At 60.5% G+C, this 14,959-nt stretch carries 10 protein-coding genes; 5 read left to right on the top strand and 5 right to left on the bottom strand.

Annotated features, from left to right (window positions below; genetic code table 11):
• Positions 1-133: 133 nt before the first annotated feature.
• The 4 genes from fmt to NW845_RS01845 form a co-directional block, all read right to left on the bottom strand.
• Complete coding sequence (gene fmt / locus NW845_RS01860) at positions 134-1,102, bottom strand: methionyl-tRNA formyltransferase (RefSeq protein ID WP_414376570.1); 969 nt, start codon at positions 1,100-1,102, stop codon at positions 134-136.
• A 25-nt stretch (positions 1,103-1,127) separates the two neighbouring features.
• Entirely contained in the window at positions 1,128-1,829 is a 702-nt protein-coding gene (locus NW845_RS01855) for a hypothetical protein (RefSeq protein ID WP_414376568.1), read from the bottom strand.
• A 76-nt stretch (positions 1,830-1,905) separates the two neighbouring features.
• Positions 1,906-3,306, bottom strand: a complete 1,401-nt coding sequence (gene mgtE / locus NW845_RS01850; RefSeq protein ID WP_414376566.1) for a magnesium transporter — start codon at positions 3,304-3,306, stop codon at positions 1,906-1,908.
• A 73-nt stretch (positions 3,307-3,379) separates the two neighbouring features.
• Positions 3,380-5,104, bottom strand: coding sequence for an electron transfer flavoprotein (locus NW845_RS01845; protein ID WP_414376564.1), 1,725 nt, complete (start codon positions 5,102-5,104; stop codon positions 3,380-3,382).
• Positions 5,105-5,394: 290 nt separating this feature from the next.
• Here NW845_RS01845 and NW845_RS01840 point away from each other — a divergent pair, with 290 nt between their 5' ends.
• Together NW845_RS01840 and NW845_RS01835 are read left to right on the top strand one after the other, a co-directional pair.
• Positions 5,395-6,843 (top strand): DUF2079 domain-containing protein, encoded by a 1,449-nt coding sequence (locus NW845_RS01840; RefSeq protein ID WP_414376563.1) that lies wholly within the window; start codon positions 5,395-5,397, stop codon positions 6,841-6,843.
• Between the two features lie 229 nt (positions 6,844-7,072).
• Complete coding sequence (locus tag NW845_RS01835) at positions 7,073-9,115, top strand: PhoX family protein (RefSeq protein ID WP_414376561.1); 2,043 nt, start codon at positions 7,073-7,075, stop codon at positions 9,113-9,115.
• Positions 9,116-9,207: 92 nt separating this feature from the next.
• Here the strand turns inward: NW845_RS01835 and ilvD are convergent, their stop codons facing one another.
• Positions 9,208-10,905 (bottom strand): dihydroxy-acid dehydratase, encoded by a 1,698-nt coding sequence (gene ilvD, locus NW845_RS01830; protein ID WP_414376559.1) that lies wholly within the window; start codon positions 10,903-10,905, stop codon positions 9,208-9,210.
• A 349-nt stretch (positions 10,906-11,254) separates the two neighbouring features.
• Between ilvD and fbp the strand changes: the two genes are divergently transcribed.
• The 3 genes from fbp (at position 11,255) to NW845_RS01815 (ending at position 14,959) form a co-directional block, all read left to right on the top strand.
• On the top strand, positions 11,255-12,238 hold the full coding sequence (gene fbp / locus NW845_RS01825) for a class 1 fructose-bisphosphatase (protein ID WP_414335561.1): 984 nt from the start codon (positions 11,255-11,257) through the stop codon (positions 12,236-12,238).
• Positions 12,239-12,288: 50 nt separating this feature from the next.
• Positions 12,289-13,842, top strand: coding sequence for a glucose-6-phosphate dehydrogenase (gene zwf / locus NW845_RS01820; RefSeq protein ID WP_414376557.1), 1,554 nt, complete (start codon positions 12,289-12,291; stop codon positions 13,840-13,842).
• Positions 13,843-14,044: 202 nt separating this feature from the next.
• Positions 14,045-14,959 (top strand): tetratricopeptide repeat protein, encoded by a 915-nt coding sequence (locus tag NW845_RS01815; RefSeq protein WP_414376555.1) that lies wholly within the window; start codon positions 14,045-14,047, stop codon positions 14,957-14,959.

The following is a 14,959-nucleotide window of genomic DNA, read 5'->3' as shown; positions in this document are numbered from 1 at the left end:
CCCCCCCCCCCCCCCCCCCTCCCTATTCTTTTTTTATACCACACTCCGTATTACGATATCATGCGTTGTGTGGTGGGCTCGCAGATGAGTATAATTGACCGGCCCCGGCCCGTCTCCCTGGGGGAGAGGGGGGCTAGGGATCCGGTAGCGCCTCAAAGCGCATGCCCACCCTGAGTTGGCCGCCGTTGACCAAGTCCCAGGCCGACTGTTCTTTCCTGCCGGGCAGTTGGGCCCGCCGGATGAGAAGGGATCCCTCGCCGGTAGCCACATACACCCCTTCTCCTTTGGCCAACCCCACCACTTCTCCGGGGCTACCCTGGGGAAGAGGGTCAGGGGGTGGATGCAACTGGGGAGCAGCCGAGCGAACAATCTTGATCCGCTGCCCCTGCAAGCCGGTAAAGCAGTCGGGAGAAAAGGCGCGGATTTGGTTGTGCAAGGCCTGGGCTGGGCGCCGCCAATCGAGCTGGAAGTCCTGCTTTTTAAGGAGGGGGGCATAGGTGGCCCGCGAGTCATCCTGGGGAATGGGGGTGATCTCTCCTTTTTCTAGTTTCACCAGGGTTTCCACCAGTAGCTCGGCCCCCAGTTGGGCCAGTTGGGAGGCCAGTTCCAGCCCGGTCTGCTCTGGCCCAATGGGCAGCTTGGCCTGCAGCAAGATGGCTCCCGTATCCAGGCCCTCGTCCATGAGCATGGTGGTGACGCCGGTCTCGGTCTCGCCGTTGGCAATGGCCCACTGGATGGGGGCAGCGCCGCGGTAGGCCGGCAGAAGGGAGGCGTGGACATTGACGCAGCCCAACCTGGGCATTTGCAGCACCGCCGGCGGCAGGATTTGGCCATAGGCCACCACCACAAACACATCGGCAGCCAGCGCCTCTAGCGCCGCCAGCACCTCCGCATCCCGCCGCAGACGGACAGGCTGCCACACCGGGATCCCATGGGCTTGGGCAAGAACCTTAGTGGGCGGCGGGAGTACCTTCTGCCCTCGTCCCTGCGGCCGATCCGGCTGGCAGACCAAGCCCACTACTTCAAAGAGAGACTGCCGCTGCAACAGGAGCTGCAGCGAGGGCAGAGCAAACTCCGGCGTGCCAAAGAAAACAACCCGCATGGCCAACCCCTCTGAGCCCTGCCCTTTAGTCTAGAGGGGTAGGGGAAGGTGGGGAGGGCTCGCCAGTGTCAGGCGCTGGAGAAGGAAAGGGAGAAAGTCTGGCCGGGGGGGCCTGCCAAAAGGCAGGCTGTTTGAGATCGAACTCTTGGCTCCAGGCTGGAAAGAAAGCGCCCAGCTTTTGCCCGGAAAGCCGCAGCCGCTGCACAAAGGCCCATTCCAGGCGGGTCAAGACCCGCCGCACAAAATCCTTGGCCCAAGCCGGATCCGGAACTTCCGCAGCCTGTAAGTTCACCTGTAAGAGGCCCAGCTTGGGGTGCAGATGAACACGGGTCTGGATCCCTTCTGGGCGCAGCAGGTAGTTGAGCACATACTGGATGGCTTCTCCATCCCCGCGTTGGGCACGATACAGAGGGCTATTGGGGTTAGGCGGCGGCTGGTAGCGCCACTCGCGGTGCCACTCCGGGATCCCTTCGTTGGGGGGAAAGCCGAACAGCTCCACCTGGCGGTGTCGGTGGGTCAGCGCCAGTTGTTCCAGGGTTGGCAAGAGGCCCTGCAGCAGCCGCTCCGGATCCGGGAGGGGATCCCCCTCCAGGCGCAGCAACAGACGGTGGCCGGAAAGACGCGCCTGCACCTGCAGATGTCCCAGCCCCAGGGATCCCAGGGCTGCTTGCAAGCGAGCCACGATCTCCGGCAGAGCCGCCTGGACATCCACAGAATGGGCAGACACCGACAGGGATCCGCAACAAGACCAGATCCAACCTAGCCCAATTTCGGCAAGGGCTTGGAGGGGTTGGCGGCTAGGGCTAGATTCCCAGGATTAAACGGGCAACGTAGAAGTAGATCAACACCCCCAGCACGTCCACAATCGTGGTGATGAAGGGGGCGGCCATCAAGGCCGGATCCAGACCAAAGGAGCGAAACAGAAAGGGCAGCCCCGCCCCTGACACCGAAGAGAGAACAGAAATCCCAAATAGGCTTAGCCCAACGATGACCGCCACCAGGAGATCCCGGTGCAGGGCATAGGCCCAGCCGATGGTGATCAAGCTGAGCATGATCCCCAGCATGGCTCCCACCACTGCTTCCCGGGCCAGTACCCCCAACCCGTCCTTGAGGCGCACCGCTGCCGTGCTCAGGCCGCGAATCACCACCGTCGAAGACTGGGAGCCGACGTTGCCGCCGCTATCCACCAACAGTGGGATAAAAGCCGCCAGGGCGATCACCTGGCTTAAGACTTCTTCCTGGCCGGCAATAATCGTGCTGGTAAAGGTGTTGGTAAGCAGCAAAATCAGCAGCCACACCACCCGCTTGCGGGCTGCCTGCCAAAAACTGAGGTCGAAATAGTCATCTTCTCCAGACTGCAACCCCCCCAAGGAGTAGATGTCTTCGGTGGCCTCTTGCTCCACGATGTCCAGTACATCATCTACCGTAACGATCCCCACCAGTCGCCGCTCGGCATCCACCACCGGCACCGCCAACAGGTCGTACCGCTGGATGACCTGCGCCACCTCTTCCTGGTCGGTGTGGGTGCTGACGAACACCACCTCCCGGCTCATCACCTCCTCCAGCCGCTGGGCCGGATCGGCCATCACCAACTCCCGCAAGGATAGGGTTCCCGTCAGGTGTCGCTCCTGGTCGGTGACGTAGAGGTAGTAGATGGTCTCGGTTTCGCGGGCCAAGAGGCGCACCCGCTCCAGTGCCTCGGCTGCCGTCAGGTTCTCTCGCAGGGAAATGTACTCCGGGGTCATGATCCGCCCCGCGGTGTTGGGGGCATAGCCCAGCAGCAGGGCCGTGGCTTCCCGTTCCTGGGGGCTGAGCTGGGGCAGCAGTTCGGCAACCACCTTGGCCGGCAGCTCGTCGAAGAGGCGGGCCCGGTCGTCCGGCGACATCTTGTCCAAGATGTCCTGGATCTCGTGGCTCCTGAACTCGCGCAGCAGCGCCTGTTGCAGATCTATGTCCAGGTGTTCGTAAACGCGGATGGCCAGATCCTTGGGCAGCAAGCGAAAGGCCAGAGCCTGCTGCGCCTCCGGCAACTCCCCGATTACCTCGGCAATGTCCACCGCTTGTACGGGCAGCAGGAGAGATTTGGCTTGTTCCAAGTTGTTTTCCCTTAGGGCCAAGCTGAGCTGGCCACGCAAGAGCTCACAAAATTGCTCGCGGCTCAACTCAGGGCTGGGGGCGGGTGGGATCAGCGGGGCGGAATTCAACGGCTGCACTCCCTGCAACTCTAGCTTTAACTATGCCAGCAAAGCTGAGTCTGTGCTCCCTGCCCCCGTTTTCCTAGAGCCCATAAAAGTCGGGGCCGGATCCCTCGTAGCTGGGGTTAACCCGCAGGTTGAGGTGGGGACAGACGATCTCGCAGGTGCGGCACTGGATGCAGTTTTCCAGAGACATGGCGTGGGAGCGGATCCCATTGTGTTCGCGGATGTGGTGGACTTCTGCGGTGCAGTCGGCCACGCAGGGGGTAGGGCGGTTTAGCTTGTCGTAGGTGGCAATGCACTGGCGGCAGGTGTCAGCGCTGAACTCAAGGATGTGGCGGTTGCCTTCCGGGTAGCGGGGATCGGCAAAAAAGACGGCATCTGACCGCGAGAAATAGCCCCATCGCGTGGTCAATGCTTCAGGATCCAGACCTAGGGGGGCCACAAAGTCCGCTTGGATGGCGGCATGGGGAGCAACATACCCCCGTGGGGGCGGCTCGCCGGCGCTGACCCGTCCCGTCAGCAGCGTGTAGGCGCGCAGGAGTTCCCCGCCGCGACGCACGGGATCCTGCAGGCCCCAGCGCAGGGATCCCAGCCAGGGGTGGCCGGCATCGACGCTGCGGCAGATCTGGGGCAGGTATTCTTCCAGCAGGCGGGAGTTTTCCAAAAAGGCTTCCCGAAAATAGCGGCTGCGGTAGAGATCTTGCCCCACCGAGCTCTCCATCACGGCTTTTTGGTAGGCCTCTTGAATGCGCAGATCCCCTTTTAAAAAGCCGTCGTGAATGAGGCCCGCTGCCAGGTAGCCGGTCTCCATGGCGTTGTTGATCCCGGCCAGGCTGCCCACATCCAGCACCCCCAGGGCATCCCCCAAAAGCAAGGCCCCTTCAACGCCAAAGCGGCTGGGCAGGCTGTAGTAGCCCCCCTCAGGAATGACGGCGGCCCCGTACTTGAGCAACTTGCCACCGGCAATCAGGGATTGGATCCAGGGGTGGGCTTTGAACTCCTGCAGGCGCTGCTGCGGGTTGAGGTTGGGATTTTTGCTGTCGAGGCCGATGATGAGGCCCAGGGCCAGGCGGTTATCTTTGAGGCCGTAGACAAAGCCGCCGCTGAAGCTGCCATCCAAAACCGGGTAGCCCAGGGTGTGCCACACCTGCCCTTGCAGCGAGCGAGGGATCTGCCACAGCTCTTTGACCCCCACCGACCACAGTTGCGGCCGAGGGCGCAGGTGAAACTTCTCGACCAGGTCTTTGGAGATAAATCCCTTGTCGCCAAAGCAGGTGAGCTCGGCAAAGACGCAATCTTCGTAAACTTGGCCGGAGTCGCTCACCCGCACCCCAATGACTCGCTCCCCCTCATAGAGGATCTCGTGGGCGGCAAAGCCGGGGAATACATCCAAGGTAACGTTGGGGATCCCTTTGGCCTTTTCCTGCAGGGTTTCGGCCAGCCAGCGGATGACATGGCTAAGGGTGAGGATGAACTGCCCCTGTTTGCGCAACCCCTTTGGGATCGCCGCTTCCGGCAGATCCCAGCGCTCTTGGGATCCCAGTACGCTCAGGTGGCTCACTTCCACCCGCCCCTCGTGGGGAAATCCTTGGCTCTCAAAATCCGGGAAAAGCCTGGCGATTACCTGGGGATTGCAGATGGCACCACTGATGATGTGCCCGCCAAATTGCCGGGCTTTTTCCAAGATGGCGATGGAGATTTTGAGCCCCGAGAGCTTGGCCAGATCCAAAAGGCGATGGGCCAGGATCAGGTTGGAGGAGCTTCCTCCCACCAAAAGCAGGTCATAGCGGATGGCGTCACTCATGCAGAATTCCCCACGCAGTGGCTCTGGAGAGTCTGCCCGTATCCTAGAAAGGAAAAGTGGAAAGATCCCAAAACTTTAGACCTTCTCAAGCCTTTGGGCGTTCTCCCTGCGCTGGCCAACCCCAGCCTCTTGCCTGGCTTGGGCAGGGATCCCCACTTCCTGCAATTTTTCCAGCTAGCTGGATTCGAGCCTCTCTTGCCAGAGAAAAAGGGGCTGTCTTTGAGCTGGCTTGCGGTATTGCCGCTAGCTGGCAGAGCCTGGATTCTACGCTAAGCAAGTTGTAGGCGGCAATGAAGGAGCATCCTCTGTCCAAGTCTTTCTTGGCAACGCTGGCTGGGGCCTTCTTTGTTCTTTTAGGCTGCAGCGTTGTACGGCACCACTTGTTTCAGTCGGGAGGGTATGATCTCGGCATTTTCGACCAAGCTGTTTATTTAATCAGCCGTGGCGAGGTTCCTTTTTCTACTATTCGCGGGATCCACATTCTTGGAGATCACGCAGCTTTTATCTTGTATCCTCTCAGTCTCTTGTATCGCATTGTTCCCTCTGTATATTGGCTGTTTGGCATCCAAGCTCTGGCACTAACGCTGGGAGCGCTGGCCGTTTACCATCTGGCGCTCCAAGCCGAGATTGATTCTGGCAGGGCGAGAACAATTGCCGCCGCCTATCTTCTCTACCCAGCCATCTTCAACGCCAACCTTTTTGATTTTCATCCAGAAGTGTTGGCCGTTCCCCTTTTTTTGGCCGCTATACTCTGTGTTCGCTCTGGCAAGTTGTGGGGGTTTTTGCTGTGCCTAGGTGGTATCCTCGGCTGCAAGGCGGTGTTGTCTCTCAATGTCGTTGCCCTGGGAGCTTGGCTGTTACTCTTTGAAAGCAGACGAGTTGAAAAGCGCTGGGAACGGCGCTGCCAAGTGGCCGGCTGGCTTGCCATAGCGGCAGGGTCGGCCTGGTTTGGCATGGCTACTTTTTGGATTATTCCTCACTTCAGTGGCAGCGAGCCGGCAGCCGTTTCTCACTATAGCTATTTGGGCAGTTCCGTTCCTGAAATTATCCAAAACTTAGTTCTCAAGCCAACATTAGTCCTGGGCAAGGTCTTCTCTCTCGACACCCTATTCTATGGACTTTTGTTAATCATTCCTGTGGCTTGGGGCCTCTCTTGGCACCACTGGGATCCCTGGATCCCTGCCCTGCCAACCCTGGGGCTGAATATACTTTCTAGCAATCCTGCTTATCGGGATCTGGTGCATCAGTATGCATTACCTGTTGTTCCTTTTCTCTTTCTAGCTGTTATCGAAAACGCGAAAGCAGTCCCCTTTTGGTTTTGCCCCGTCAAAAGCAGAAAAGCAGCGCTAGGCTGGTCTTTGCTGGCTTTTTTAGCCCTGGCAAAATACCCCTTTTTTGGCTCCATCTATCTTCAGTCTCTTGACACTTGGCAGGCCACTCGCGAGGCCCTTGCCCACATCACCACCCAAGGGGGTGTCCTTACCACCCACGAGATTAGCCCCCACCTCACCCACCGGCAAGTTATCTACTTTACTGATGAGAGCCACTTCAAGGGATCTCCCCCCCAACAATGGGATCCCTTTGACTACGTTTTGCTTAACAGTCGCCATCCGGGGTGGCGCAGCAGCCCAGAGTTCTCCCAAACCCTGCTTGCCGCTTTACAAAAAGAAACCTCGTTTCAGCTTCTCTACCATCGCGATGGGGTGTATTTGTTCTCTAGGATACGACAAGAACCTTAAGCCTAGCTGGAACAAGTCAAAGACAAAGATCAGAAAGCAAAATTCCCTGTAGTTCAACAATTTGTTAAGAAATCATTAGCTCAACCTAAAGAAATTCTTCATATCGATGAAGCTTAACCTAGTCTTGGCCTCTTCTTAACTTCTAGGTACTAGTTTTGGAGCGCCTATCCCAATGCGTGAAGTCAGTAACGCAGGGAATCGACAAGACAAGAGAAGGGGAGAACTCAACGTGAATAATCCGCAGGGTTCTAGGCTTCGTCATGGGGACGAGCCTCTGTGCAATCATTCGCCCAACCCCACCTTTAGCAGCATCCTAGAAGCCCGCCTGCAGCGGCGCCAAGTGTTGCAGGGGGGAGTTGCCGCGGCAGTGGCCACCTTTTTTGGCCTGCCGGCGCTCAACAACGCCAGTAAGTCGGCCAAAGCGGCCAGCGGCAGTGCCTTGCTGGGTTTCAAGGCAATCCCCGTGAGCGCAGAAGACAAAGTGGTGGTGCCGGAAGGCTACACTGCCCGACCGCTGCTGGCCTGGGGTATCCCCATCACCGGCACCTACCCTGAGTTTAAGCTGGAGAACACCGGCGCCGAGCAGGGGATGCAGGTGGGCAGCCACCACGACGGTATGCACTTCTTCCCCATTGAGGGGAAGGATCCCTGGCAGGGCAGCTCCACCGAGGGCCTGTTGGTGATCAACCACGAGTACGTGGAGCCGCGCTTTATGCATGCCGCCGCCAAAGGACAACAGCTCAACGATGAGGGGTATCCGGTCAACCCCGACGGTAGCCGCGATCCCGACCAGGTGCTCAAGGAGCTGAACGCCCACGGGGTGAGCATTGTCCACATCAAGCGGGAGGCGGACGGTAACTGGACTGTGGTGCGGGATCGCCTCAACCGCCGCATCACCGGCCTCACCCTCATGGAGATCCAGGGCCCGGTACGGGGGTCTGACTTTGTCAAGACCAAGTTCAGCCCCGATGGCACGATGACACGGGGTACTCTAAACAACTGCGCCCACGGGGTTACCCCCTGGAACACCTACCTCACCTGTGAGGAAAACTGGGCCGGCTACTTCGTTAACACCAGCAAAGGGCCGGATCAAAAGCCCAACCTGCCCCGCGAACACAAGCGCTATGGCGTGAGCACCGAGACCTCCCGCTACGGCTGGGAGCTGGCTAGCAACAAGGCCGACGAGTTCATCCGCTTCAACGCCACCCCCACCGCTGCCGATGCTACCCAGGACTACCGCAACGAGCCCAACACCTTTGGCTGGGTGGTGGAGATCGATCCCTTTGATCCCAGCAGCAAGCCCCAGAAGCGCACAGCTCTGGGCCGCTTTGCCCATGAGGGCGTGGTGTTCCAGCCGCCGGTGGAAGGGCAGCCGATTGTGCTCTACATGGGGGACGATGCCCGCTTTGAGTACATCTACAAGTACGTCTCTGCCGAGCCCTACCGCAAGGAGACGGCAGGCGGCCACCTGCTGGACAACGGCACGCTGTATGTGGCCAAGTTCAACGAAGACGGCACAGGGGAGTGGATCCCGCTGGTGTTTGGGCAAAACGGCCTCACCCCCGAGAATGGCTTCACCAGCCAGGCGGATGTACTGGTGAACACCCGCACCGCGGCAGACTTCGTCGGCGCCACCAAGATGGATCGGCCCGAATGGGGAGCAGTGGATCCCAAGACTCGTATGGTCTACTTCACCCTAACCAACAACAGCAAGCGGGAACAAGACCAGGTGAATGCCGCCAACCCTCGTCCCAAAAACCAGTGGGGCCACATCATCCGCTGGAAAGAGATAGGCAGTCCCCAGTCCACCCGCTTTGAGTGGGACATCTTCATCCTGGCCGGCCCACCCGGAGATAGCCGTACGCTGTCAGGACAGCCTCTCAGCGCCGACAACATCTTCAACTCTCCCGATGGGCTGTGGTTCGATGCCAGTCGTCGCCTCTGGATCCAGACAGATTGTAGCGAGAGCAACCTCAACAAGGGGGACTTTGCCCAGTTCGGCAACAACCAGATGCTGGCTGCCGACCCGGATACGGGAGAAATTCGTCGCTTCTTGACCGGGCCGATTGGACAGGAGATCACCGGCGTGGTTACCACTCCCGACCAGCGCACCATGTTCATCAATGTCCAGCACCCCGGCTCCACCACCAGTGCCGAAGACTTCGCTGCCGGCAAGATTGCTTCGCGCTGGCCTGACTACGACGACAACATCTATCCCCGCTCGGCGGTGGTGGTGATTACCAAAAATGACGGCGGCATCATTGGTACCTAGTTGGCGCCGAAGCCGTCAACTTAACCCAGCGGCAGGGATCCCTGCCGCTTTTTCCTGCAAGAGTTACTCCCCTCTCCCTGAGGGAGAAGGGCCTACTCCCACAAGTTCAAATCGGTCACCGCCCCCAGGCTGCTGCTGGAAACGAGCTTGGCGTACTTGGCCAAGGTGCCCCGTTTGTAGCGAGGCTCGGGGGGAACCCAGCGGGCGCGGCGGCGGGCCAGTTCTTCCTCACTAACATGCAGGTGCAACAGACGAGCGGGGGCATCGATGGTAATGAGATCCCCTTCTTCCACCAGGGCAATGGGGCCGCCTACGTAGGCCTCAGGCGCCACATGGCCCACCACCATGCCGTAGGTGCCGCCAGAGAAGCGGCCATCGGTAATTAGCCCCACGCTATCTCCCAAGCCAGCGCCGATGATGGCCGAAGTGGGGGAGAGCATCTCCCGCATGCCAGGGCCGCCCTTGGGGCCTTCGTAGCGGATCACCACGACGTCCCCTGGTCGAATTTGGCCAGCAAGGATAGCCTGCAGACAGGACTCCTCCGAGTCAAAGACCCGCGCCGGCCCCGTGATCTTGGGTGTCTTGACGCCGCTAATCTTGGCCACTGCCCCTTCGGGAGCAAGGTTACCTTTGAGGATGGCTATGTGCCCTTGGGGGTAGAGGGGGCTGTGCCAGGGGCGAATCACCTCTTGGTCAGGGCTGGGCTCGTCCGGCACGTCCCGTAGGACTTCGGCAATTGTCTGGCCGGAGATGGTGAGGCAGTCCCCGTGCAGCAAGCCGTGGTTGAGCAGGATCTTCATTACTTGGGGGATCCCGCCAGCCCGGTGCAGATCGGTGGCAACAAAGCGGCCCGAAGGCTTGAGGTCGCAAAGGACGGGCACGCGGGCGCGGATGGTCTCAAAGTCATCCAGCGTCAGGGGCACCTCTGCGGCGTGGGCAATGGCCAAAAAGTGGAGCACGGCGTTGGTGGATCCCCCTACGGCCATGATGACGGAGATGGCGTTCTCAATGCTCTGGCGAGTGATGATGTCACGGGGCCGAATGTTGGCCTTGATGGCCTCGGCCAAGACCTTGGCCGATTGAGCAGCGCTTTCGGCTTTTTCTTCATCCTCTGCCGCCATGGTAGAGGAATAGGGCAGGCTCATGCCCATGGCCTCAAAGGCGCTGGACATGGTGTTGGCGGTGTACATGCCGCCACAGGATCCGGCACCGGGGCAGGCGTGGCGCTCCACCGCCAGCAGCTCTTCCTCGGAGATGTGCCCGGCGCTGTACTCCCCTACCGCTTCAAAGGCGCTGACGATGGTGAGGTCGCGGCCGTTGTAGTGCCCCGGCTTGATGGTGCCGCCATAGACAAAGATGGAGGGCACGTTGAGGCGGGCCATGGCAATCATCGCCCCCGGCATGTTTTTGTCGCAGCCACCAATGGCCAAGAGACCATCCATACTCTGGCCGTTGACCACCGTCTCGATGGAATCGGCAATCACCTCCCGCGACACGAGGGAGTACTTCATGCCCTCGGTGCCCATGGAAATGCCGTCGCTGATGGTAATGGTGCCGAAGATCTGAGGCATGCAGCCGGCCTCCCGCAGGGCAGCTTCGGCTCGCTCGGCCAGGGCTTGGATGCCGATGTTGCAGGGGGTAATGGTGCTGTGGGCGTTGGCGATGCCGACGATGGGCTTGCCGAAGTCCTCATCGCGAAAGCCCACTGCTCTAAGCATGGCGCGGTTGGGGGAGCGCTGCACCCCCTGGGTGACCACTTGGCTGCGCAGCGGAAAAGGAGAGTTGGTCATCATTGGTAAGAAGAAACCGAGAAAAGTGAGCCGGGAAAAGAATGGGTAGAACTCATCCTACCGCTTTTCCCAAAGGCAACCGTAACCCTCCTGGCAAGAGGGATCCGACCGAATCTGAAGCAACTCTGTAAGTTCTCGGCACCTGCGCTGAGAATCGGCCAGCCTACCTAGTAAAGGGGATCCCAGATTCCAATTGCGTCAGCGGGACGCAGTCCTTGCCCGCCGGTTCGAGATACAGAAGCCAGGAACCTCTTGTTCCGGCGTTTCCTCTTAGGTGTCAGTGAAGCCGCATATGATTCTCAGCTCTCCTCCCTCCCCCGCCGCCGTGCCCAGCAGCGCCGAACGGGAGATGGCGCGGGATGTGCTCACCCTCTCCCGCCATGTCTTGCAGCAGTTTGGCAGCTTTACTGCCGAGGCCCAGGACTTCAGCGCCCTGATGAACCGCATCGCCCTGGCCGGCAAGATGATTGCCCGTCGCCTCAGCCAGGCAGGGCTGATCGAAGGAACGTTGGGGGTGACCGGCAGCGTCAATGTCCAAGGGGAAGAACAGCAACAGATGGACGACTATGCCAACCGGGCCTTCATCCGCGCCTTGGAGCAGACGGGCCTGGTGTGTCGGCTGGTGTCAGAAGAGATGAAAACCCCAGCTCGCCTGCCGGAAAACTGCTCCCTCAGCCGCTTGGCCCTGGTGATCGATCCCTTGGATGGATCTTCCAACATTGACGCCAACCTCAGCGTCGGCTCTATCTTCTCCGTTCTGCACCCCCTTGAGGATCGTCCGGAAGCAGACAACCAAGATCTCCTGCAGCCGGGCCGTCGCCAACTGGCCGCCGGCTACATCCTCTACGGCCCCAGCACCCAACTGGTCTATTCCGTCGGCAAGGGGGTACACAGTTTTACGTTGGATCCCAGCTTGGGCGAGTTCATCCTCTCCAAGAGCGATATTCGCATTCCCGAACGCGGCTCCGTCTACAGCCTTAACGAGGGCTACTTCTGCCAGTGGAGCGAAGGGATCCAGAACTACGTCCGCTACGTCCACCGCCACGATGGCTACACCTCCCGCTACAGCGGCGCTCTGGTGGCGGATTTTCACCGCATCCTTCTCCAGGGCGGGGTGTACCTCTATCCGGGCACCCAGAAAAAACCAGAGGGCAAGCTGCGGCTGATGTACGAGGCCAACCCGCTGGCGTTTTTAGTTGAGCAGGCGGGGGGCGTAGCCACCACCGGCAGCGAGGCCATCCTAGACATCGTGCCCCAATCCCTGCACCAACGGGTGCCTTTGATTATCGGCAGCCGCGAGAATGTGGAAGAAGTGTTGCGCTGCCTTCGCTGACCTCCTAGCCCCTCTTCCCTGACCCCGCCCACGCAAGCCGAGCTGACTCTATGGTGACCCTGGCTGAAAACCCCCTGCGCGTTGGCCTCAACCAAGAGCGCGTTCCGGATCCCTGTATCCTGGTACAGTTTGGCGCTTCCGGGGATCTGGCGGCCCGCAAGCTGATCCCGGCCTACTACCGGCTGTTTGTGCAGCGACGGCTGCCGCCGGAGTTTACCTTGGTGGGGGTGGCCCGGCGCGACTGGAGCCACGAGATCTATCGCGACAAAATGCGGGCGGCCCTGGAAGAATTTGCCCCCCAAGATCTGGGGCCAGAAGCCCTCTGGCAAGACTTTGCCCGCCGCCTGTTCTACTGTCGCCTTGATCTTGGCGATGCCGAGGGCTACCTGCGTCTCAAGCAATTCCTCGGCCAACTGGATGAGGAGCGGGCCACCCGCGGCAACCGGGTATTTTACCTGGCGGTGGCGCCGGACTTCTACGCCCAGGCCATCCAACAGTTGGGGGCAGCCGGGATGTTGGCTGACCCGGCCAAAACGCGGGTGGTGATTGAAAAGCCCTTTGGCCACGACCTCACCTCGGCCCAGGAGCTGAACCGCATCGTGCAGCGGATTTGCCAGGAAGAGCAGGTCTACCGCATCGACCACTACCTGGGCAAGGAGACGGTGCAAAACCTGCTAGTCTTCCGCTTTGCCAACACCATCTTTGAGCCCCTCTGGAACCGCAACTACATCGACCATGTGCAGATTACTGTGGCGGAAACGGTGGGGGTGGAGGATCGGGCTGGCTACTACGACGCTGCCGGTGCTCTGCGGGACATGGTGCAGAACCACCTGATGCAGATCTACTGCCTCACTGCTATGGAGCCACCTGTCTCATTACGCGGCGACGGGGTACGCAACGAAAAGACCAAGGTGCTGCAGGCCACCCGCCTGGCGGATCTGCGCAATGTAGCCGCGGCAGCGGTGCGAGCCCAGTACGGCCCCGGCTGGATTGCCGGCAAGCCGGTGCCAGGCTATCGCCAAGAGCCCAATGTCAACCCCAACTCGCAAACCCCCACTTACGTGGCCCTGAAATTGGAATGCGACACTTGGCGGTGGCAGGGAGTGCCCTTTTACCTGCGCACCGGCAAACGCTTGGCCAAGAAGGTCTCCGAGGTGGCCATCTACTTTAAGCAGGTGCCGCTCTCTCTTTTTCCTTCGGCAGCCCGGGAGGTGAGCCCCAACATCCTGGTGCTGCGCATCCAGCCCAACGAGGGCATCTCCCTGCGCTTTGAGGCCAAGATGCCGGGGCCGGAGATCCGCACCCGCTCGGTGGAAATGGATTTTCGCTATGGAACTGCCTTTGGGTCGAGCACCCCGGATGCCTACGAGCGCCTGCTGTTGGACTGCCTGCTGGGGGATCCCACCCTATTTACCCGCGCCGACGAGGTGGAAGCCGCCTGGCGGGTGGTGACACCAGTGTTATCGGCCTGGGAGGCGCCGCCTGGCCATGACAAGGGCGGCACTGCCGCACCGCCGCTGTACACCTATGAGGCGGGTACCTGGGGGCCCAAGGCTGCCGAAGACCTGCTAGCCCAGTCCGGGCGGCGGTGGCGACGCCTCTAGTTTGAATCGCTGCCCTCACCCCCGCCCCCTCTCCCAAAGGGACGGTCCTCACCCCCGGCCCCTCTCCCAAAGGGAGAGGGGAGTTAGAGATGGTGCTCCGCGCCGCCGGCGCAAACATGCATCTGGTTGGAACCAGCCCTGGCAGGAAGGATCCCCGGTTGCTGCAGCTAACATGGGCATGACCTGTTTTTGCGTGGGTGTCATGCCGCCACTGGTATTCCGGCTACCTGTCCGGTTTTTGCTAACCTTGCCGCTGGGCTTTGCCATGGTGTTGGGGGTAGGGAGAGGGGATCCCGCTCAAGCCCAAGTATTGCTGCACCTTCCCCTGCCCAATGGGGAGTTGATGCGGGCCCAGGCCCTGCAACTGGCCACTGACTCGCTGCGGCTGGCCCAGTTTGGCCAGACAGAAGAGGCGCTGCGCCGCTTGCAACTGGCGGTGGCCATGGTGCCCAACTCCTCCGAGCTGCTCTATGTTTTGGGCAACGTCCACCTGGAGCGGGGAGACTACGCCCAGGCGGTGCAAGCGCTGCAGAAGGCCCGCGCCCTGGCTCCTGACGACGCCGATATTCTCTACTCGCTGGGAGCGGCTTACTTGCGGCAGGGCAGCTACTTTGCCGCCGCCGAGGCCCTGGAGCGGGCGGTCACCCTGCAACCGGATAACCCCAACGCCCGCTTCCAACTGGGCAATGCTTATCTAATGCTGGATCAGTGGGATCCCGCCCGGCGGGAATATGAGAAGACCCTGGAGTTGGATCCCGCCTATTGGCCGGCCATGAACAACATCGGCTTGGTGGACTACGAGCAGGGAGATCTCGACGCTGCTATCGAGCGCTGGGAACGCACGATAGAGATGAACGACTCTGTGGCAGAGCCCTACTTGGCCTTGGCGACCGCTCTCTACATTCGGGGAGAAACCGGACGAGCCGAGGAGCTGGGGGCAAAGGCCATGCGCCTGGATCCCAGCTATGCCCGGCTAGAAGTGCTGCGGGAGAACCTGTGGCGGGAGAAGCTGCTGCGGGATGTGCAAGTTCTCCTGCGCAGCCGCCCCGTTGCCGAGGCTCTGCAGCAAGCTGCCGTCGAGCAGTTCAACCGGCAGATGGGCCTTGGGAAAGAGTAG

This window comes from Synechococcus sp. H60.2, assembly GCF_047462315.1.
GTDB lineage: Bacteria > Cyanobacteriota > Cyanobacteriia > Thermostichales > Thermostichaceae > Thermostichus.
The sequence above is the reverse complement of the archived record's forward strand: the minus strand, read 5'-3'. Positions and strand labels throughout refer to the sequence as shown.